A 21203-nucleotide genomic window follows, 5' to 3' on the forward strand; every position below is an offset into this window, starting at 1 on the left:
CTATCGTTGGTGCCGCGAGCAGCCGCAGAGATGGAGTCCGATCAGACGTGACCGTTGAGTTGGCGCACCCGTCAACCGAGCCGGCGGGGTCGCGGTCGCCCAACGAACCGGCCCGACCCCGCTGGTGGTTCTTCACCACCACACCCGGACGCATCCTGGCCATCGGACTCATCCTCGCCGCCCTCGGCGGCATCAGCGCCTTCGCCACCGCCACCACCATCAACAACCGGCAGAACACCCTGACCACGGTGCTCAACCACACCGAGCCGCTGGCGTACGCCGCCGGGCAGCTCTACACCACCCTGTCGGTTGCCGACGCCGCGGCGGCCACCGCGTTCATCGCCCAGGGCGAGCCGCGGGCGGTGCGGGAACGCTATGAACAGGCCATCACCGCCGCGGCGGTGGCGGTGACCAGGGCCTCCGGGGGCCTCGACGACGAGCCGCTGCTGCTGCTGCTCGGCCGGATCAACGCGCAGCTGGCCGTGTACACCGGCCTGATCGAGACGGCGCGGACCAACAACCGCTCCGGCGATCCGGTCGGTTCCTCCTACCTGTCGGAAGCCTCCGAGCTGATGCAGCACACCATCCTTCCCGACGCCCAGCGTCTCTACCAGGCCACTTCGGCGGCGGTGGATCAGCAGACCACCGCGTCCACCCGGGTGCCGGCCCCGGTGATCCTGGTGGTGGCGACCACCGTGCTGTTCGGGGCTTTCGCCCACCGCTGGCTGGCCCGGCACACCCGGCGCCGGATCAACCCCGGCCTGGTCGCCGGCGGCCTGGCGATACTGCTCATGATCATCTGGGTCGGCACCGTGCTGGTGATCTCCACCGCGGGCAGCCGCAATGCCAAAGACACCGGCGCCGAATCGCTCAAGGCGATCACCAACCTGGCGATCACCGCGCAGCAGGCGCGCGCCGACGAGACGCTGTCCCTGATCCGGCGCGGTGACGAGGAGACCCGCAAGCAGACCTTCTACCAGCGCATCGACACCATGCAGCAGCAGCTGGAGTCCTACCTGGAGCGCGCCGACGCCGTGGACAAGGCGGATTTGGCCAATGCCGGGCAGCTGCTGGCGCGCTGGCGCCAGGCCAACGACCGGATGAACGCCTATATCGGCGTGGGCAACTACCGGGCCGCCACTCAGGTGGCGCTGGGCGGCAGCGGCGACGACTCGACACCGGCGTTCGACCAGCTCGACGCGGCGCTGGACAAGGCACTGCAGCACAGCCGCAATCAGCTGCGTGGCGATGTCCTCAACGCCCGTCGGGTACTGTCGGTGGCCCCGGTGGGGGGCGCGGTGCTCAGCATGGGCGCCGCGATCGCGGTCGCGCTCGGGTTGTGGCCTCGACTGAACGAGTACAGATGATGATCCGCCGTCGGCCCCGCTTCCTGCTCGCCGCGCTGAGCACGGCGTTGTTGTTGTCCGGCCTCACCGCCTGTGGGCGCACCGAGTTCGTGACCGCGACGGCGATGCCCACGTTGCCGCCGCCCACCCCGGCCGGCATGGAGGAACTGGCGCCCGAGGCGCCACGGCCGCCGGAGCCGCGCACCGAGGACTGCGACGCCACCGCCAGCCTGCGGCCCTTCCACACCAAAGCCGAAGCCGATGCGGCGGTGGCCAAGATCCGTCAGCGTGGCCGGCTGGTGGTCGGCCTGGACATCGGCAGCAACCTGTTCAGCTTCCGCGATCCGATCACCGGGGAGATCACCGGCTTCGACGTCGACATCGCCGGCGAGGTGGCCCGCGACATCTTCGGCACACCGACGCAAGTCGAGTACCGGATCCTGGCGTCGGCCGAACGGATTGCGGCGCTGCAGAAATCCGAGGTCGATATCGTGGTCAAGACCATGAGTATCACCTGCCGCCGCCGGGAACTGGTGAACTTCTCGACGGTGTATCTGGTCGCCAACCAGCGTCTGCTGGTGCCGCGCGACTCTGCGATCCGCCAGGCCTCGGACCTGTCGGGCAAGCGGGTCTGCGTGGCGCAGGGCACCACCTCACTGCGCCGCATCCGCGACATCGCACCGGCGCCGATCATCGTTTCGGTGGTGAACTGGGCCGACTGTCTGGTGGCGCTGCAACAGCGCCAGGTCGACGCCGTCAGCACCGACGACTCCATCTTGGCCGGCCTGATGGCCCAAGACCCCTACCTGCATATCGTCGGGCCGTCCATGGACGAGGAGCCCTACGGCATCGGGATCAACCTGGACAACACCGGGCTGGTGCGTTTCGTCAACGGCACGCTGGAGCGAATCCGCCGCGACGGGACCTGGAACACCCTGTACCGCAAGTGGTTGACGGTGCTCGGGCCGGCCCCGGTGCCCCCTGCCCCGAGGTATTCGGACTGATGACCGCCCGCGACCACGACGACGCACACCCCAGCGATGCCGAGCCCGAGGACGACGGCCCGGCCACCCAGCGCGCGGAGGTGCTGGCCGAATCGTCGTCGGTGCGCCGGCCGATGTCGACCCAGGCGATCTTCCGTCCCCGGGAGGGCTCGAACTCCCCGGGCTCCGGCGATTCGCAACAGACGGTGGTGCGCACCGTCGCGCCGCGACGCCGGTTGGGCGGTGGCCTGGTGGAGATCCCCCGCGTTCCCGAGATCGATCCGCTTGCTGCGCTCATGGTCGATCCCGAGGTCGCCGAGTCCAAGCGCTTCTGCTGGAACTGCGGTCGGCCGGTGGGCCGGTCCACCGGTGCGGCCAAGGGCGCCGCGGAGGGCTGGTGCCCGCACTGCGGAAGTCCGTACTCCTTTTTGCCGCAGCTGAAGCCGGGCGACATGGTGGCCGGACAATACGAGATCAAGGGCTGCGTGGCCCACGGCGGTCTGGGCTGGGTGTATCTGGCGGTCGACCACAACGTCAACGAGCGCCCGGTGGTGCTCAAGGGCCTGGTGCATTCCGGCGACGCCGAAGCCCAGGCCATCGCGATGGCCGAGCGGCAGTTCCTCGCCGAGGTCACCCATCCCTCGATCGTCAAGATCTTCAACTTCGTCCAGCACCCGGATTCCCACGGCGATCCGGTCGGCTACATCGTGATGGAATACGTCGGCGGGCAGTCGCTCAAGCAGCGGCGCGATACCCGGCTGCCGGTCGCGCAGGCCATCGCTTACATGCTGGAAATCCTTCCCGCGCTGGGATATCTGCACTCGCTGGGGTTGACCTACAACGACCTCAAGCCGGAGAACATCGTGTTGACGGCCGAGCAGCTGAAGCTGATCGACCTCGGCGCGGTGGCACGCATCAACTCGTTCGGCTACCTCTACGGCACCCCGGGCTTCCAGGCGCCCGACATCGTCCGCACCGGGCCCACCGTGGCCACCGACATCTACACGGTGGGACGGACCCTGGCCGCGCTCACCCTCAAGCTGCGCACCCGCGACGGCCGCTACGTCGACGGCCTGCCCGACGACGACCCCGTCTTGAAGAAGTACGACTCCTATCGGCGGCTGCTGCGCCGCGCCATCGATCCCGACCCGCGCCGGCGGTTCACCTCCGCAGAGGAGATGTCCGCGCAGCTGATGGGCGTGCTGCGCGAGGTGGTCGCCCGCGACACCGGTACACCCCGTCCGGGGCTTTCCACCGTGTTCACCCGTTCCCGGTCAACTTTCGGCGTGCATCTGCTGGTGGCGCACACCGACGTCTACCTCGACGGGCATGTGCACTCCCAGAACCTGACCGCACGCGAGATCGTCACCGCGTTGCAGGTGCCGCTGATCGACCCGGGGGACGTCGCCGCCCCGCTGTTGTCGTCGATGGAACTCAGCGAGCCGGTGCAGACGCTGGAGTCGCTGCGCGCCGTGCGGAACAGTTCGCTGGATTCCGAGGGTATCGACCTGTCGGAGTCCGTCGGACTGCCGTTGATGGAGGTGCGCGCCCTGCTCGATCTGGGCAACGTCACCAAAGCCACCAGCAAGCTCGACGAGCTGGCCGAGCAGGTGGGGTGGCAATGGCGGCTGGTGTGGTTCCGCGGGGTGGCCGAGCTGCTCACCGGGGACTACGAGGCAGCCCGCAAGGATTTCACTGAGGTGCTCGACATGTTCCCCGGCGAGCTGGCACCCAAGATGGCCCTGGCCGCCACCGCCGAGCTGGCCGGGACCGAAGACGAGCGCGGCTTCTATGAGGCGGTGTGGCGCACCGACGACAGCGTCATCTCCGCCGCGTTCGGTTTGGCGCGCGCCCTGTCCGTGGAGGGTGACCGGACCGCGGCGGTTCGCACCCTGGACGAAGTTCCGGCCACCTCAAGGCATTTCACCACTGCGCGGTTGACCAGTGCGGTGACGCTGCTGTCGGGACGGTCGTCCAGCGAGATCACCGAGGCCCAGATCCGCGATGCCGCACGCCGGGTCGAGGCGCTGCCGGACACCGAGCCGCGCGTCCTGCAGATCCGGGCGCTGGTTCTGGGCGCGGCCATGGACTGGCTGACCGAACACGAGGCCAGCACCAACCACATCCTCGGATTCCCGTTCACCGAGCACGGGCTGCGACTCGGGGTGGAGATGGCGCTGCGTGCTCTGGCCCGGCTGGCGCCCACCCAGGAGCATCGCTATCGGCTGGTCGACACCGCGAACGCGGTGCGGCCCATGAGCACGTTCTAGCTCGCCCGCCGGTGTGACACGATAGCTGGCCATGAGCAGCTGGCTTCGGGAAGTTTCCGCGTTATCGGCGCTCGTCGCGGCCGCCGTGTCCTCGGCCGCGCTGCCGCCGAGCGCCACCGCCACGCCCAGCGACCAGACCAACGGGGTGACCCTGTCGCACACCACGGTCGACGGCCGCGACTACCTGCTGCGCGAGATCACCATCGAACCCGGCGGCAGCACCGGCTGGCACTGGCACGACGGCACCGTGTTCGGGGTGGTCCGGCAGGGCACGTTGACCCACAACCGCGCCGACTGCAGCCTCGACGGCATCTACGGTCCCGGCGACCCCATCACCGAGCCCGGCGGGCCGGCGCACGCACACATCGGCCGCAACCTGGGCTCCACCCCGGTGGTGATGCAGGCGGTCTATCTGTTGCCGATCGGCGCCCCGCTGTTCGAGGACGCGGCCGATCCCGGGTGCGGCTACGCCTGAGTGCGTGGCCTCAGGCCAGCCGGCGCAGCCGCGGCTCGAGATCGGTGGCGAACAGTTCCAGGAAGCGCCGTTGGTCGTGGCCGGGCGCGTGAAAGACCAGGTGGTTGAGTCCCCACTTCACATACTGGCCGACCTGTTCCACGGCGTCGTCGGGGTCTGAGGCCACGATCCAGCGCTTGGCGATCTGCTCGATCGGCAGCGCGTCGGCGGCCTTCTCCATCTCGATGGGGTCGTCGATGGAGTGCTTCTGTTCAGCGCTCAGCGACAACGGGGCCCAGAACCGGGTGTTGTTCAACGCCAGTTCGGGGTCGGGGTCATAGGAGATCTTGATCTCGATCATCTTGTCGATCGCGTCGGCGTCGCGCTCGGCGGCCGCTGCGCCTTCCAGCACCGCCGGCATCAACTTGTCGGTGTAGAGCTCCGCACCCTTGCCCGAGGTGCAGATGAAGCCGTCACCGGCGCGCCCGGCATACTTGGCCACCGCCGGCCCGCCGGCCGCGATGTAGACCGGGACCCCGCCCTCGGGCACGTCGTAGATCGAGGCGCCCTTGAGCTTGTAGTAGTCGCCGTCGAAATCCACCCGGTCGCCGCGCCACAGTTCGCGCATCAGCCGCACCGACTCGCGCAGCCGCCCGAACCGCTCCTTGAACTCGGGCCACTCGCCGGTGAAGCCGGTGGCGATCTCGTTCAAGGCCTCGCCGGTTCCGACACCGAGAAAGATGCGCTGCGGATACAGGCAGCTCATCGTCGCGAACGCCTGCGCGACGACGGCGGGGTTGTACCGGAACGTCGGGGTCAGCACCGAGGTGCCCAACTGGATCTTGTGCGTGCGCTCGCCGACCGCGGTCATCCACGCCAACGAGAAGGGGGCGTGCCCGCCCTCGTGACGCCAGGGCTGGAAATGGTCGCTGACGGTGGCACTGTCCATGCCGTGCGCTTCGGCGGCTACGCCCAGTTCCACCAGTTCGCGAGGTCCGAACTGTTCCGCCGATGCCTTGTACCCGAGTTTCAGTTGCGCCATTCCACCTTTTCTACTCTCCCGCCCCTTTTCTAAACTCACGGGCATGGGTGAGAAGCTCGTCGAGCTAGTTCCAGTGACCGAGCACGTGCATGTGGCCCGCGGCGAAGCCGTCAACTGGCTGCTGGTCGCCGATGACACCGGCGTGATGCTGATCGACGCCGGCTACCCCGGCGATCGCACCGATGTGCTGGCGTCGCTGGGTGCGCTGGGCTTTGCGCCCGGCGATGTGCGTGCGGTGTTGCTCACCCACGCCCACGTCGATCATTTCGGTGCGGCGATCTGGCTCGCGAAAACGTACGGCACCCCGGTCTACTGTCACGCCGAGGAGGTCGGCCACGCCAAACGCGAGTACCTGGAGCAGGTCTCGCCGTTGGCGCTGGGTGCGCGCCTGTGGCGGCCGAGCTGGGCGCTGTGGACCGCGCACGTGGTGCGCAGCGGCGGCCTGAGCCGGGAGGGGATTCCGTCGGCGCAACCACTCACCGGTGAGGTCGCCGCCGAGTTGCCGGGAAAGCCGATCGCCATCCCCACCCCCGGGCACACCCGAGGGCATTGCTCGTATCTGGTCGACGGTGTCCTGGCCAGTGGGGACGCCCTGATCACCGGTCACCCGGTCCTGGCCCACTCCGGACCGCAGCTGTTGCCCGCGCTGTTCAGCTACAGCCAGCAGGACAGTGTTCGCAGCCTCAGTGCGCTGGCGCTGCTGGAGACCGAGATCCTGGCGCCCGGCCACGGCGATGTCTGGCACGGGCCCATCCAGGAGGCCGCCGAGGCCGCGATCGCTCGGGCGGGCAAACTTTAAGGTCACAATCGGATAAGCGCCGACCACGGACATTAAGAACGGGCCTTAGCGTCGGTCTCCGCACCTGCGGGTGCTTGGGACGAAATCGCCGACATCTGCCGCAAACGCCCGCGGTCACCTGGGATCGGGGCGCGTCGGGAGGGGCGGCGCCGCGGCGGGCCGCGCGTACGTTGGGCTTCGGACGGGAATCGCACTTACAACCCGGAAGGAAGCCTTCATGCCGAAAGCACACGGCCTCACCAGGATTCGCCGATTCTCTTTGGGAGCCGGACTCTGCGGCGCTACCGTTGCCGCCGTGGTCGGCGCCCCAACGGCTGGGGCAGCGCCGGACTGCAGTCCGGCTGGGGTATCCAACACGGTGAACACGGTCACCGGTTCAGCCCAGCAGTATTTGGCCACCCACCCCGGAGCCGGCGCCGTGGTGAACCGCGCCGTCGGACTGCCTCGACCGCAGGCCGCCGCCGACATCCGCAACTACTTCACGGCGCACCCCCAGGAGTACTTCGAACTTCGCGGGATTCTGGCGCCGATCGGGGAGACCCAACGTCAATGCAACACCACGGCACTTCCGCCCGAATTGGCTTCGGCCTACGCGGAATTCATGGCGGGATGATGCCAGCCGGTCAGTTCCGGCTGGCCGCAAGGTAGCGGATGGCCGCGAGTGCGCCATCGAGCTCACGCTCGGAAAGCCGGGGCAACCGCGCCGCCGCGAACACCTCCGCTATGCCGGAATCGCTGGTAGTCCAGCCACTTTCGGTGAGGTGCCGCGCCACGTCGGGGTGCTCTCCGGAGTAGATGGGCCCCGGTCCGGCGATGCTCAGGCCGCGTCGTCGCCACCGCTCGACGAGGGACTGCTGGTGCACCGCCTGGGGCCGGCTCGGGGGCACCGCGTGATCCGCCGCGAGCCTGCTGCCCGCGGCACTGAGTTCGGTCACACCGTCGAGCAAGCGGTTCTGCGCATCCGCGGCCAGCTGCCAGACCAGCAGTCCCTCCAGGACCCACACCGTGGGCGCGGCACCGTCGAAACCCACCCGGCGCAGCGCCTGCGGCCAGTCACCGCGCAGGTCCACCCCCACGGCCCGTCGGTCGACGCTGGGAGTGGCGCCCCAGGTGCGCATGGTCGCGGTCTTGAAGTCCACGACATGCGGATGGTCGACCTCGTAAACGGTGGTCTCCGGCGGCCACCACAGCCGGTAGGCACGGGTGTCCAAGCCCGCCCCCAGGATCACCGCCTGGCGGATGCCGCCGCGGGCCGCGTCGGTGAAGAACGCGTCGAAGTAGTGGGTTCGCGCCGCGGAGAACTCCGCAAGCCGGGGAAATCCGCCGTCTTTGCCGAGCCCGCTGATGTCCAGGTCGCCGTCGGCCATCCGAATGCAGAACTGCAGGCCCACCTTGTGCACCAGCGGCGCCGCGAAGGGGTCGTTGATCAGGCCGCGCGACACCGCCGCGGCCCGTGCGGCCGCCACCACCGTGGCCATGACCCCGGCATCGCCGGCCAGGCTCCCGGCGTCGTCGCGCCCGGTGGGCGTCGCGCGCATGGGTGCCGGCCGCAGCGGCATGGCGTCAATACGACCTTCTGCCGGCGGGCACACCGTGCACCACCGCACGCACCTCGTCGTCGGTCCCGGTTGCCGCGGCGAACAGCATCTCGTCTCCGGCCTGCAACTCATCGGTCGCGCGCGGCAGGATCACCCGGTCGCCCCGCTGCACCACGACCAGGGCCGCGCCCTCGGGCAGCTCGATATCGCAGACCCGCCGGCCGATCAGCGGGTTGTCGTCGGGCAGCGTCAGTTTCGTCAGGCTGGCCTGACCGCGCTGCAAAGCCATCAACGGCACCAGATGACCGACGTCGATGGCGCCCTCCACCGCGGCGACCATCGCCCGCGGGGTGGAGACCGCGACGTCGATGCCCCACTCCTCGGTGAACAGTGACTCATTGCGGGCATTGTTGACCCGGGCCACCACCCGCGCCACGCCGAACTCCGCCTTGGCCAGCAACGCCGTGGCCAGGTTGGCCTTGTCGTCACCGGTGGCAGCGATCACCACATCGCACATCTCGATGCCGCATTCCCGCAGCGAGCTCAGCTCGCAGGCGTCGGCCAGCAGCCACTCGGCCTCCGGGACGGTGCTGGGCCGGTAGTGGTCGGGGTTGCGCTCGATCAGCAGCACCCGGTGGCCGTCACCGATCAACTCTCTGGCGACCGATCGCCCGACCGCGCCGGCGCCGGCGATCCCGATGCGCATGGTGACTCCCCTCGTCCCCGGGCTGGCCCCGGCCATTACGGGCGTAACACGGTTGTGACAGCAGTACTGATTTACTGACACCTGACACGTACCCGCTGCCCCTGAGCGAATCACACCAGCGGGTCCGACCGCCACCAACAGCCCGAATGGGGAGCAGATGAGCCTGGAACAGCTCTACATAGCTCTGCTGATCGGGGGCTTGGTACTGCTGGCCAGCATCATCGCCACCCGCGCTGCCGACCGGGTCGGATTGCCCAGCCTGTTGCTGTTCCTGTTGGTCGGGGTGGCGATCGGAAACGACGGGCTGGGCCTGGACTTCTCCGATGTGCAACTGGCCAGCGATCTGGGCACCACCGCCCTGGCGGTGATCCTGGTCGAAGGCGGTCTGACGACCCGCTTCGCCAACATCCGCCGGTTGTTGGCGCCGGCGGCCGTGCTGGCCACCGTCGGTGTCGCGGTCAGCATGGCGGTGATCGCGGTGGCCGCGCACCTGATCCTGGGTCTCAGTTGGCAGCTGTCCTTCCTGCTCGGCGCGATCGTGTCGCCCACCGATGCCGCCGCCGTGTTCTCCATCCTGCGCGTGCTGCCGCTGCCACGGCGGGTGGCCGGGCTGTTGGAAGCAGAGTCCGGTTTCAACGACGCGCCGGCGGCGATCGTGGTGCTGATGCTGAGCACCACCCCACTGGTGATCGACCCGGTTCACGCCGTCGGCAGCGTGTTCTATGAGCTGGTGGCCGGCTCGGCGATCGGCCTGATCGCGGGGCTGCTCGGTGCGATGATGCTGCGCCGCGCCGCCCTGCCGGCGTCCGGTCTGTACCCCTTGGCGACGTTCGGGCTGGCGATGGTGGCATTCGCCGCGGCCTCCTCGGCGCATGCCAGCGGGTTCATCGCGGCATACCTGTCCGGTGTGGTTCTGGCGAACTCCGGCCTGCCGCACCGGGCGGCCATCCGCTCGTTCGCCGAGGGCCTGGGCTGGCTGGCGCAGATCGGGCTGTTCGTATTGCTCGGGCTGCTGGTCAGCCCCAGCCAGTTGTCCGGGGAGCTGGTGCCGGCGCTGATCGTCGGGGCGGTGCTGCTGCTGTTGAGCCGGCCGTTGTCGGTGGTGGCTTCGCTGATCTGGTTCCGGGTGCCGTGGCGTGAACAGATCTTCCTGTCCTGGGCCGGCCTGCGCGGCGCGGTTCCGATCGTGCTCGCCACCTTCCCCATCGTGGAGGGCGTACCCGACAGCTACCGCCTGCTCAACATCGTCTTCATCCTGGTCGTCGTCTACACGGTGGTCCAGGGCCCCAGCCTGGGCCTGGTCGCGCACTGGCTGCACCTGATCTCGCGCGACACCACCCGGGAGATCCAGGTGGAGGCCGCGCCGCTGGACGTCCTGGAGGCGGAGCTGTTGACGATGACGGTGCAGCCCGGCTCGAAGTTGCACAACGTCTCGGTGCTCGAACTGCGGCTGCCCGATCCGAGCGTCATCACCTTGATCATCCGCCAGGGCGACACCTTCGTGCCCCAACCGGACACCCGCATCACCGTCGGAGATGAACTGCTGATCGTCACCACCAGCAAAACCCGGCTGTCGGCAGAACGCCGGCTGCGGGCGGTCAGCCGACGCGGCAAGCTGGCCCACTGGTTCGACGAGTACGGCGACTCGGAGTAGCCGCAACCCCGATGACTCTGCGTGTACCGGGTAGAAGTGCGAGTGGACTGCCTGGTGGACGCAGAGTCAACGGGAGAAGACGATCAGGGGTATCGCCGTCTCCGCCGGTGCCAACCCGCCGTGGAAGCCGACCAGTTGCGCCGCCTGCGGCGGCTCGTGCGCGGTCGCCAGAATCGCGTTGTCGCCGGTGCAGGTCACCACGATGTCGCCGATGCGCGCTAAGTGCTCGTCGCGGACCGGCCCGAAAACCCCAGAGGCCACCGCCTGCTCGCGGGTCTGCACCGACGCCCGGCCCGCCAGACGCTCGGTCCAGGCCGCCAGCACGTCGGCCGTGGCACCGGGTTCGGTGTGCAGGTAACGCACCCGCGGCTCACCGGCGACCACCCGGATTCCGGCACGCAGCGCCGGGTCGGCATCGAGGTCGAGGCGCGCCGCATCGGGCACGTTGATGCCGCCGTGGTCGGCGGTGACCATCAGCACGGTATCGCCGGGCAGCTCCTCGAGTAGATGGATCAGCAGCGCATCGACCTTGGCGGCTGCGGCATGCCAGTGCGATGAGCCGATCCCCGACACGTGTGCGGCGTGGTCGAGCGCGGCGGTGTAGCCGTAGACCAGTCCCGGGGAATCGAGCGCCTCGACAAACCGCTGCACGTAGGGCTGGCCTTTGGCCACCGGACGAAACTCTGCGCCCCGATAAGCGGACTCGGTCAAACCGCTGCCGATGAACATCTCCGGCAGCACGGCGCGGGCGCTCACGCCGGCGGCGTGCAGTCTTTCGAACCAGGTGGGCACCGGCTGCCAGAGCGCCGGCGACGGCTCGTCTCCCCAGTAGATGTGCGTCAGCACCCGCTCGGTTCCGGGAATGTTGACGGTGAAACCCAGCACGCCGTGCTCACCCGGCGATACGCCGGTACCCAGGGAGACCAGGCTGGTCGGCGTGGTGGAGGGAAAGGTACTGCGCAGTTCGATCAGGTGACCGGTGGAGCCGGCCAGCACCGCGGACAGCAACGGCGCATCCTTGGCCAGCTGCGGCAACAGGTGATAACCCAGCCCATCGACGAGCACCACCGCCACCCGTTGCACGCCGCCGACACGCTCGCTCAGACCGAGCGTGTCGGTCACGCCGGGAACGCCCAGCAGAGCTGCCGCGGACGGCAGGATGTCGCAGATCGAACCTGGCACCGGTTCAGACTGCCATCGAGCGGCTGCGTGCCGCAGCCGACCTCCTACTCGGCGCCGGTTTCTTTGGGCAGGGGGGCGCCGTGCTTGGCGGCGCTGGCGTTCGTCTTGGTCTTGCTGTGGGTGGGCGCCGGGTTACTGGGTCCACCCCCACCACCGCCGGAGCCGCCATTGCCGCCGCTGCCGCCGCCGGGCATGTTGAATTTCGGCAGGCTCGGCGGATCGCCGGAATCGTCGGTCGCCGACGAGTCCCCCGGCCGCGTGGCATCGGCGGGCGTGTCCGAGTCGGCGTCGGCGGGCGCGCCGCGTAGCACCTCTTCGAGCTGGGCCAGCGGGTCGGCCCCGGAAGTACGGAAGTCCAGCGGTGCGGCGGGCAGGTCGGCCACGAGGGCAGGGTCTGCGCCGGCCACGCCGAACAGGGTGTCCAGCATGTCGTCGACGTCGGCCTGGGCCGTCGGTGCGACCAGGAGCCACAGTCCCGCGGACACCACGGTCGCCGACATGCGGGCACGCACCGGCCTCCCTCGGCCCGATCCACCCCGGCGGGGACTGCTCATCCGCGACGTCCTTCCTGACTTCTGCGCGCCGGCGATGCTGCGCCGGGCGTGGAAGAACGTAGCCGTTTCCCGCCCGGCCGGGCGACCCCTGAAGCCCCTCCGACGACAATGTTCAAATTCCGTTCACTTTCCGTCATCCGGCTGGTCATCGCGCGCGCAGAATCGCCCATTTCCCTTGGTGCAGCGCGCAATTGAGACGCCCATCACAACCAGGCGCCGATGCGCTCGCGGCACACCGTTCGCCTCTTCCGACAGCCGCCGCCGCGGCCGCGATCCGGTTGTCGCAGAGCGACAATTGGCGGCACAAAAAATCACGGTGATCGATAAAAGGAATGGCGGCTTTGCCCGCCGAGGCCGCTTGGGAACTCCGTCACCCTTTGGATTGACCAACGTCGCCCAGTCAGCGCACTGCGAAATTACTTAAGTTACGGTAAATTCCGGGGTCACCACTGATCCGGTTCGGTGTTGCCGCCGCGACCACCCCATTGAGAGGCAATTATGTCGCGTCGACGCAAGATGGCCCACCGCCGCCGGGGACTCGCCATGGGGGTGCCGGCGGCCGTGCTGGCCCTGGGGCTGAGCCCGCTGGGGTGGGTACCCACCGCCAACGCCGACTTGGAAGATCTCCTCGACCCGAGTTCCTGGTTCGACCCGGCCAACTGGTCGGACTCCAGCAGCTTCGGCGATGTCGGCAGCGCGGTGTTCGACCCGGGCGCCCTGGGCTTTGGGGACCTCACGACGTGGTTCGACGGTCTGGGCGCGGCCGACTACAGCTTCGCCGCCTTCAGCCTCGACGACTTCGCCCAGAGCATCTATCTGCAGTTGCACACCGGCATGCAGGACTGGATGTCCAGCTCGTTCGGGCAACAGCTCGGCGATCTGATCAACCCGCTGTTCGCCTCCGACACGGTGTGCGGACTGATCTGCAACGGCATCGACGGCACCGAGATCGACCCCGACGGCGGCACCGGCGGCTGGTTGTTCGGCGACGGCGGCGCGGGATATGACTCCGACATCGTCGGGATGGCCGGCGGCAACGGCGGCGCGGCCGGCTGGTTCGGCAACGGCGGGGCCGGCGGGTTCGGTGGCGACGGCGCCGACGGCGGCGACGGCGGCACCAGCGGAACGCTGATCGGCTTCGGCGGTGCCGGTGGCGACGGCGGCGCGGGACTGGCCGGGGCCAACGGCGGCGACGGCGGGGACGGCGGCGACGCGGTCGGGAAGTGGTTCTCCTTCGGCGGCGTCGGTGGCAACGGCGGCACCGGCGGCGACGCGCTGGACGGCGCAGGCGGGGCCGGCGGCCGCGGCGGCGAGGGGGGCACCGCCGGCCCGAACGGCCCGGTCGCCGACGGCTCGAGGCCGGCGATCGGGGCCCGGCTGTTCAAGATCGGCGGCGCCGGGGGCACCGGCGGCGCCGGTGGTAACGGCCTGACCGGCGGCGCCGGGGGCACCGGCGGCGACGGCGGTCTGTCCTGGGCGCGATACGGCGGGGTGGTCGGCGGCGCGGGCGGTGCTGGTGGCACCGGCGGCGACGCCGCCGAGGTGGCCGGCGCGGGCGGCAACGGTGGCACAGGCGGGGGCACCTTCGCACTGTTCGGGGGCACCGGGGCCACCGGAGGTCAGGGTGGGGCCGGGGGCGCCGTCGACGGCGATGAGGCCACCGCGGGAGCCGGCGGCATCGGCGGGCAGGGCGGCACTACCCTCGCGATCTTCGGCGGCAACGGCGGGGCGGGCGGTAGCGGTGGTGCCGGCGGAGCCGCCGATGGTGACGGCAGCACGGCAGGCGCGGGCGGCGACGGGGGCTTCGGAGGCATCGGCGGATACCTGTTCGGCGGACAGGGCGGGACCGGCGGCACCGGCGGGTCCGGCGGCGCGGTCACCGGCGCCGACAGCGTCGCCGGCGCAGGCGGCGACGGGGGTGGCGGCGGACTGGGCGGATTGATCAGCGGTGGTAACGCCGGCGCCGGCGGCGCCGGCGGAACGGGCGGCGCCAGCACCGGTACCGGCGGCACCGCGGGCGATGGCGGTGCCGGCGGCAGTGCCGGTTCGCTCGGCAGCGTCTTCGGCTCGCCCGACCAGTTGGGTGCAGCCCTCACCCAACTCTCGGTCCTCTCCGGCAGATCGCCGGAGGAAATCCAAGCCCGGCTCGACGAGCTCACCGGACTGCCCGGTCTGGCTGGAAATCCGCTGACCGCACTGACCTCGGCTTTCGGGGGCAACGGCGCGGACGGCGGTGCCGGTGGAACCGGCGGCACCGCCAGCGGCGCCGGCGGGCACGCCGGTGCCGGCGGAAATGGCGGCGACGGCAGCGGCGGCAGCCTGCTGGGCAATTCAGGCATGCCGGGAAGTGGTGGCGCCGGAGGCAGCGGTGGCGACGCCAGCGGCACCGACGCCCTCGCCGGCAACGGCGGAAACGGCGGAAACGGCGCATCGGCCGGCCTGTTCTCCGGCGACGGAGGCAACGGCGGAAACGGCGGGACAGGCGGAAACGGCACCGGCGGTGCGTCCGCCGGGTACGGCGGCGCGGGAGGCGCCGGCGGCGCGGGTTCTGCCTTCAACGGTAGCGGCGGCGACGGCGGAGCAGGCGGAGCTGGAGGCAGCAGCAACGGCGGAATTGCCGGCCAGGGCGGTACCGGTGGCACCGGCGCCGCCGGCATCGGTGGCTTCTTCGACGGACTCGGCAATATCGCCAACGGCGGCACCCCACCGCCGCTCGGCACGGGTGGTGGCGGCGGTGGCGGCGGTGGCGGTGCGGGAGACGCCGGCACCGGCGGCAACGGTGGTGCCGGCGGCGCGGGTGTCGCGTCCGCCGGCGGCCAGGGCGGCACCGGCGGCGCCGGAATCGACGGCGGGACCGGAGGCACCGGCGGCGCCGGAGCCAAGGGCGGCCTCCTGCCTGCCATCGGCGGCAGCATCGCCGGCGGCACCGGCGGCAACGGGGGTGCCGGAATCGGTAGCAGCAGCACCGGCGGCAACGGCGGCACCGGCGGCGTGAGCACCACCGCGCAGGGCGGCGCCGGCGGCAACGGCGGCACTGGTCTGGACGGCGGCACCGGCGGCGCCGGCGGGACCGGCGGCGACGCCGGCCTCAACGGCCGGAACCACACCACGCCGGGCGACGACTCGACCGACTCCGCCACCCAACCCGGAGGGGCCGGCGGCGCCGGCGGCAGGGGCGGCGACGGCGGCGCCGGCACTGCGGCGGCCAACGGCGGCGACGGGGGTGCCGGCGGCAACGGCGGTAACGGCGCGGACGCCACCGAGACCGGCCCCGGCGGGGCCGGCGGCGCGGGCGGCGCCGGGGGCGCCGGCGGCCAGATCGGCCCGAACGGCGACGGCAGCGGCGGGGCCGGCGGCAACGGCGCCGACGGCGAGCCCGAGGGTGTGACCGGCGCGGCCGGCGGCACCGGCAGTGCCGGCGGGGCCGACGGAACCCCGGGCGCGCCCGGGACACCCAGCGCAGGCTCCGACGGTCAAAGCTGACCTGATCCACGCCGCCGGACAGGTGGCAGGATGAACGGATGGCAACCGGCAGCGTCGCGCCTTTCGATCCGATCGATCCGCTGAGCCTGGACACCCTGCTCTCCGACGACGAGATCGCGCTGCGCGACACCGTCGCCAAGTTCTGCGCCGAGCACGTTTTGCCGCACGTGGGCGACTGGTTCGAGATCGGCGACCTGCCGGCCCGCGAACTGGCCCGGGAGTTCGGCAAGCTCGGGCTGCTGGGCATGCACCTGCACGGTTACGGCTGCGGCGGGTCATCGGCGGTGCACTACGGCCTGGCCTGCGTGGAGCTGGAGGCCGCCGACTCCGGCCTGCGCTCGCTGGTGAGCGTGCAGGGCTCCCTGGCGATGTACTCGATCTACAACAACGGCTCCGAAGAACAGAAGCAACAGTGGTTGCCGGGCATGGCGGCCGGTGAGCTGATCGGCTGCTTCGGGCTGACCGAGCCCGACGTCGGCTCCGATCCGGCGGCCATGACCACCCGGGCCAGACGCGACGGGTCCGACTGGATCCTCAACGGCCGCAAGATGTGGATCACCAACGGCTCGATCGCCGATGTGGCGGTGGTGTGGGCGGCCACCGACGAGGGCATCCGCGGCTTCATCGTGCCCACCGACTCCCCCGGCTTCACCGCCAACACCATCCACCACAAGCTGTCGCTGCGCGCGTCGATCACCAGCGAGCTGGTGCTCGACGACGTGCGCCTGCCGGCGGAGGCGTTGCTGCCCGGGGCGCGTGGCGTCAAGGGCGCGCTGGCCAGCCTGTCGGAGGCGCGTTACGGGATCATCTGGGGGGCGATGGGCGCGGCGCGCTCGGCCTGGCAGGCGGCCCGCGACTACGCCACCCAGCGCACCCAGTTCGGCAAGCCGATCGCCGGCTTCCAGCTCACCCAGGCCAAACTCGTCGACATGGCCCTTGAGCTGCATAAGGGGCAACTGCTGTCCCTGCACCTGGGCCGGCTCAAGGACAGCGCCGGGCTACGGCCCGAGCAGGTCAGCTTCGGCAAGCTCAACAACACGCGGACCGCGCTGGAGATCTGCCGGACCGCGCGGACCATTCTGGGCGGCAACGGGATATCGCTGGAATATCCGGTGATTCGGCACATGGTCAACCTGGAGTCGGTGCTGACCTATGAGGGCACTCCGGAGATGCATCAGCTGGTCCTGGGCCAGGCGTTCACCGGCCTTTCCGCTTTCCGCTGACCCGGCGGTCCCCCATACCATCCCCTACCGTCGACAACCGAACTTGACACGTGTTAAGTTTGTCGCCGTGGACAACATTCGCGGTAAGACCATTGCTATCACCGGTGCCGCCCGGGGTATCGGGCTGGCCACTGCCACGGCCCTGCTCGCCAGGGGCGCTCGCGTCGTCATCGGCGACCGCGACGTCGCGGTCCTCGAGCACGCCGTCAAGCGACTCAGTGCCAGCGGCCAGGTCAGCGGTCACCCGCTCGACGTGACCGACCGCGAATCCTTCTCGACCTTCCTGGACAAGGCCCGCGCCGACGGCGACGGCCACATCGACGTGCTGATCAACAATGCCGGCGTCATGCCGGTGGGCCCGTTCCTGGAGCAGTCCCCGGAGTCCATCCGCTCGGCGACCGAAGTCAACTTCTACGGCGTGCTCAATGGTTGCCAGCTGGTACTGCCGGAAATGGTCAAGCGGCGCAGCGGCCACATCATCAACATCGCCTCGCTGGCCGGCATCATCGCGGTGCCCGGCCAGGTGCTCTACGCCGGAACCAAGTTCGCGGTGGTGGGACTCAGCACCGCGATGTCGGATGAGTTCGCCCCGCAGGGCGTCCAGGTCTCCGCCGTGCTGCCGACCTTCACCAACACCGAATTGATTTCGGGTACCGCGCCCTCCGGCGCCCAGAAGCCGGTAGAGCCCGAGGACATCGCCGCCGGGGTCGTCAAGGTGCTCGACAAGCCCCGGACCCTGCTCTCGGTGCCCGGCTTCGGGCGTCGCGTCTCGATCCTGGCCAGTCTGCTGCCGGACCGGGGCCGTCGCTGGCTGAACAAGAAGACGCACAACGACACCGTGTTCCTGCAGTTCGACACCGCGGCCCGCAAGGCCTACGAGGATCGCGCGCAGCACGCCACCGGCGTCGTCGAAGGCGACTGAGCAGCCCTATCCCAGCGCCTGATCGAGGTCGGCGATCAGGTCGTCGGTGCCTTCCAGGCCCACCGAGATCCGCACCACCCCGTCGCCGAGTCCGATCGCGGCACGCCCCTGCGGGCCCATGGCCCGGTGGGTGGTGGTTGCCGGGTGGGTGATCAAGGACTTCACGTCGCCCAGGTTGTTGGAGATGTCGATCAGCTTCAGCTTGTCCAGCAACTCGAAGGCCCGCGCCTTGGCGGCACGCTCGGGGCTGTCGAGCTCGAAAGTGATGACGGTGCCGCCGCCCGACATCTGTTTGCGCGCCAGATCGTACTGCGGGTGCGATGCCAAAAACGGGTAGCGCACCCAGCGCACGGCCGGATGCTGCTCCAGGAACTGCGCGATCTTCAACGCCGCGGAGTTCGCATAGTCGACCCGAACAGCCAGCGTTTCAAGGCCTTTCAACAGGACCCAGGCGTTGAAGGCGCTCAGCGCCGGTCCGGTGTGACGCATCAGGGTCTGCACGGGGCCGTCGATGTAGTCCTGGTCTCCCAGGATCGCCCCACCCAGGACCCGGCCCTGCCCGTCGAGGTGTTTGGTGCCCGAATACACCACGACGTCCACTCCCAGCGGGATCCCCTGCTGCAGTAGCGGCGTGGCGAACACGTTGTCCAGCACCACTTTCGCGCCGGCGGCATGCGCCAGCTCGGTGACCGCGGCGATGTCCACCAGCGACTGCATCGGGTTGGACGGCGTCTCGAAGAACACCGCATCGGTGGGCACCGACAACGCCTGCTCCCACTGCGCCAGGTCCTCGCCGTCGACGAACACCGTCTCGACCCCCCAGCGGGGCAGAATCTCGTTGCAGACCACAAAGCAGGACCCGAACAGGCTGCGCGCGGCCACCAGCCGATCGCCGGCCTTCAGCAGCGCGCCCAGCGCCACGAACACCGCCGCCATGCCGCTGGCGGTGGCGAAGGCCGCCGGAGCCCCTTCGATCAGCCGCAGCCGCTCCTCGAACATCGACACCGTGGGGTTGCCGTAGCGGGAGTAGACGAAGCGGTCCACTTCGCCGGTGAACGCCTGCTCGGCAGCGGCCGCGGACTCATAGACATACCCCGAGGTGAGGAACAGTCCCTCGGCGGTCTCCTCGAACTGCGTGCGCAGCAGGCCGCCGCGCACGCCGATGGTGGCCGCACTGACACCCTCGGGAAGCGGTTTGGGCCGCCGGACCGAGCGGGCGGGGCCGGGCTCGCTCATGACTGCGTCCAGGGCAGCCCGACCGCCCGCCAGCCGGTTCCGCCCCGGTGAGCCCGCTCGTCGAGATGGCCTTCGAAACCGTCGAGCACGTTGTAGGACGGGGTCAGCCCCAGTGCCGTACCCGTCTCAGCGGCCCCGATGGAGCGGTTGCCGGAGCGACACAGGAAGATCGCGGGCCCGCCGGCGACCCGGGCCGCCAGTTGGCGGGAGAAGTCGCGGTTGGGCGTGCCGTCGGAGTGGACCCACTCGATACAGAGCACCTCGCGGCCCAGCGTGGACAGGTCGGGCAGGCCCACGAAGCGCCATTCGGCGTCGGTCCGCACGTCGATGAGCGTCGCCGCCGGGTCGTCGCGCAGTATCTCCCAGGCCTGCTCGGGCGTGATATCTCCTGCGTAGCTCACCTGCGGAAGTGTCGCATCTGGGGCGGTTTCCCGCCACGGGGGGTCAGGGCCAGAGCGTGCCCAGCACGGTCGCCACCCGCGCCGCGCGGTCGCGCGCGACCGCGATGTCTGGCCCGGTGGCAAGCGCCAAGCCCAGCCGGCGGCGGGGGTGGCCTTCATGGTGACCGAACACCACCACGTCACTTTCGGTCACGCTGAGTGCATCGGCGACCACCGACGCGCTGTCCGAAGTGGTGACGGCCCCGGTGCCGGCGCCGCGGCGAGAGTAGATCAGCCGGGCGGCGCCGGGCGAGACCATGATGGTGTCGGTCACCATGCCCAAGATCCCACGCGCCTGCAGCTCGAAACCGGAGAGCCGCTGGGTGCGCAACGTCAGCAGGGCGGCGTCGTAGGGGCGCACCGTGACCCCGCCGAAGTACACCTCGTCGCCGTGTACCAGCAGTTCCACCCCGAACAGGCCGCGGCCGCCCAGCGCCCGGGCGACCCGCGCGGTGATCGACTTGGCCGCATCCAGGGCCACGGAGCTCATCGGGTGCGGCTGCCAGAACTCCACCGTCAGCTGCCCGTTCGGCTCCTCGATGCTGCGATGACCGATCGGTGCGCAGAAGTCCAGGGCGGGTCCGTCGTGGCCGTCGCGGAGCACCGCCAGCAGCATGACCTCGCTGTCGACCTCCACCGCCGTCTCGGCCAACACCCGCGGCGGTACGTCCGGGGCGCAGGCCGCCACGGCACGCTGCCAGGCCGGCTCGATATCGCTGTCGCGCACCATCACCGAGCGGCCCTCCCCGAGCGCCCCGCCCACCGGTTTGACCGACATGGGATAGCCGGCCTGCCCGGCCACCGCCCGCAGTTCCTCAACCGATCCGACAAACCAGAAGGGCGGTGTGGGCAGTCCCAGTTCCTCGGAGGCCAGCCGCCGCATCCACTCGGGGTCCGCGGCCAGCCGGGCCCCGCGGATGCCCGGCACCAGCTGGGTGAAGCCGGTGTCGACGGCGGCGGTCAGCGCATCGGTGGCCCCCACCTCGGAGCCCGCCACCACATATTTCGGCTGCAGCCACCGGATGGCCGCCGCCAGTTCGTCGTTGTCGCCCAGGTCGACCACCACCGTGCGATCGACAACCCCGTGCAGCGGGGCATCGGCGTAGCGGTCGACGGCGATCACCTCGGCACCCAGGCGCTGCAGCGCCCGCACCAGTTCACGGCTGAGATCACCGGACCCGAGCAACGCCACCCTGGTGCGGCTGGGACCGTCCGCGGCCAGCCGCTCAGTCACGATCTCGCCCGCCTCGCTCGTCACCGCCACCCCTCCCCGGCAATGTTGCATGCCGCTCCAGGATAGGGGGAACGCCGACGGTGCTGCAGCGCCGGCGAACCTGCCTGGAACGGACCGGTTGTTTGCTGCGCGCAGGG

18 protein-coding genes are annotated in these 21203 nt (G+C 70.2%); 10 read left to right on the plus strand and 8 right to left on the minus strand.

The window, feature by feature from the left end; all coding sequences use genetic code 11:
• The first annotated feature begins 47 nt into the window (after positions 1-47).
• Genes glnX through AWC02_RS02430 form a run of 4 tightly spaced genes read left to right on the plus strand, consistent with a single transcriptional unit; the run spans position 48 to position 5074 of the window.
• Complete coding sequence (gene glnX, locus AWC02_RS02415; protein ID WP_085126886.1) at positions 48-1367, plus strand: protein kinase G-activating protein GlnX; 1320 nt, start codon at positions 48-50, stop codon at positions 1365-1367.
• A complete protein-coding gene (locus AWC02_RS02420) occupies positions 1364-2350 on the plus strand; it encodes a glutamate ABC transporter substrate-binding protein (RefSeq protein ID WP_109560830.1) in 987 nt (328 codons plus the stop codon). Before glnX ends, AWC02_RS02420 begins: the two co-directional genes overlap by 4 nt.
• Entirely contained in the window at positions 2350-4599 is a 2250-nt protein-coding gene (locus AWC02_RS02425; RefSeq protein ID WP_085126979.1) for a serine/threonine-protein kinase PknG, read from the plus strand. The genes AWC02_RS02420 and AWC02_RS02425 overlap by 1 nt, the downstream gene beginning before the upstream one ends.
• A gap of 31 nt (positions 4600-4630) precedes the next feature.
• Positions 4631-5074 (plus strand): cupin domain-containing protein, encoded by a 444-nt coding sequence (locus AWC02_RS02430; RefSeq protein WP_085126890.1) that lies wholly within the window; start codon positions 4631-4633, stop codon positions 5072-5074.
• A 10-nt stretch (positions 5075-5084) separates the two neighbouring features.
• On the opposite strand, the gene fgd is transcribed toward AWC02_RS02430, so the two are convergent.
• A complete protein-coding gene (gene fgd, locus AWC02_RS02435; protein ID WP_046319696.1) occupies positions 5085-6095 on the minus strand; it encodes a glucose-6-phosphate dehydrogenase (coenzyme-F420) in 1011 nt (336 codons plus the stop codon).
• Between the two features lie 43 nt (positions 6096-6138).
• On the opposite strand from fgd, the gene AWC02_RS02440 reads away from it, so the two are divergent.
• Positions 6139-6894 (plus strand): MBL fold metallo-hydrolase, encoded by a 756-nt coding sequence (locus AWC02_RS02440; protein WP_085126892.1) that lies wholly within the window; start codon positions 6139-6141, stop codon positions 6892-6894.
• A gap of 217 nt (positions 6895-7111) precedes the next feature.
• Positions 7112-7507, plus strand: coding sequence for a heme-binding protein (locus tag AWC02_RS02445; RefSeq protein ID WP_085126894.1), 396 nt, complete (start codon positions 7112-7114; stop codon positions 7505-7507).
• A gap of 10 nt (positions 7508-7517) precedes the next feature.
• Here AWC02_RS02445 and AWC02_RS02450 read toward each other — a convergent pair whose 3' ends face one another.
• Positions 7518-8453, minus strand: a complete 936-nt coding sequence (locus tag AWC02_RS02450) for an SAM-dependent methyltransferase (RefSeq protein WP_237160291.1) — start codon at positions 8451-8453, stop codon at positions 7518-7520.
• A 4-nt stretch (positions 8454-8457) separates the two neighbouring features.
• A complete protein-coding gene (locus tag AWC02_RS02455) occupies positions 8458-9138 on the minus strand; it encodes a potassium channel family protein (RefSeq protein ID WP_085126895.1) in 681 nt (226 codons plus the stop codon).
• 157 nt (positions 9139-9295) lie between these two features.
• Here AWC02_RS02455 and AWC02_RS02460 point away from each other — a divergent pair, with 157 nt between their 5' ends.
• A complete protein-coding gene (locus AWC02_RS02460) occupies positions 9296-10792 on the plus strand; it encodes a potassium/proton antiporter (RefSeq protein WP_085126897.1) in 1497 nt (498 codons plus the stop codon).
• 66 nt (positions 10793-10858) lie between these two features.
• On the opposite strand, the gene AWC02_RS02465 is transcribed toward AWC02_RS02460, so the two are convergent.
• Together AWC02_RS02465 and AWC02_RS02470 are read right to left on the minus strand one after the other, a co-directional pair.
• A complete protein-coding gene (locus tag AWC02_RS02465; RefSeq protein ID WP_085126899.1) occupies positions 10859-11974 on the minus strand; it encodes an alkaline phosphatase family protein in 1116 nt (371 codons plus the stop codon).
• A 44-nt stretch (positions 11975-12018) separates the two neighbouring features.
• Positions 12019-12486: a hypothetical protein gene (locus AWC02_RS02470; protein ID WP_237160292.1), complete on the minus strand. Its 468-nt coding sequence runs from the start codon at positions 12484-12486 to the stop codon at positions 12019-12021.
• Positions 12487-13026: 540 nt separating this feature from the next.
• Between AWC02_RS02470 and AWC02_RS22805 the strand changes: the two genes are divergently transcribed.
• The 3 genes from AWC02_RS22805 to AWC02_RS02485 all read left to right on the plus strand — a co-directional run bounded on the left by AWC02_RS22805 (position 13027) and on the right by AWC02_RS02485 (position 18156).
• Complete coding sequence (locus tag AWC02_RS22805) at positions 13027-16011, plus strand: PGRS repeat-containing protein (protein WP_165757829.1); 2985 nt, start codon at positions 13027-13029, stop codon at positions 16009-16011.
• A 38-nt stretch (positions 16012-16049) separates the two neighbouring features.
• Positions 16050-17234, plus strand: coding sequence for an acyl-CoA dehydrogenase family protein (locus AWC02_RS02480; protein WP_085126901.1), 1185 nt, complete (start codon positions 16050-16052; stop codon positions 17232-17234).
• A gap of 67 nt (positions 17235-17301) precedes the next feature.
• A complete protein-coding gene (locus AWC02_RS02485) occupies positions 17302-18156 on the plus strand; it encodes an SDR family oxidoreductase (RefSeq protein WP_085126903.1) in 855 nt (284 codons plus the stop codon).
• A 6-nt stretch (positions 18157-18162) separates the two neighbouring features.
• Here the strand turns inward: AWC02_RS02485 and AWC02_RS02490 are convergent, their stop codons facing one another.
• From AWC02_RS02490 to purT, 3 genes are read right to left on the minus strand one after another with little or no spacing between them, the layout of a single operon-like run.
• A complete protein-coding gene (locus tag AWC02_RS02490; protein ID WP_085126905.1) occupies positions 18163-19392 on the minus strand; it encodes an O-succinylhomoserine sulfhydrylase in 1230 nt (409 codons plus the stop codon).
• A complete protein-coding gene (locus AWC02_RS02495) occupies positions 19389-19793 on the minus strand; it encodes a rhodanese-like domain-containing protein (RefSeq protein WP_085126907.1) in 405 nt (134 codons plus the stop codon). Before AWC02_RS02495 ends, AWC02_RS02490 begins: the two co-directional genes overlap by 4 nt.
• A gap of 43 nt (positions 19794-19836) precedes the next feature.
• Positions 19837-21090, minus strand: a complete 1254-nt coding sequence (purT, locus tag AWC02_RS02500; protein WP_237160293.1) for a formate-dependent phosphoribosylglycinamide formyltransferase — start codon at positions 21088-21090, stop codon at positions 19837-19839.
• Positions 21091-21203 lie beyond the last annotated feature (113 nt).

It is taken from the genome of Mycolicibacter engbaekii (genome assembly GCF_002101585.1).
Classification (GTDB): domain Bacteria; phylum Actinomycetota; class Actinomycetes; order Mycobacteriales; family Mycobacteriaceae; genus Mycobacterium; species Mycobacterium engbaekii.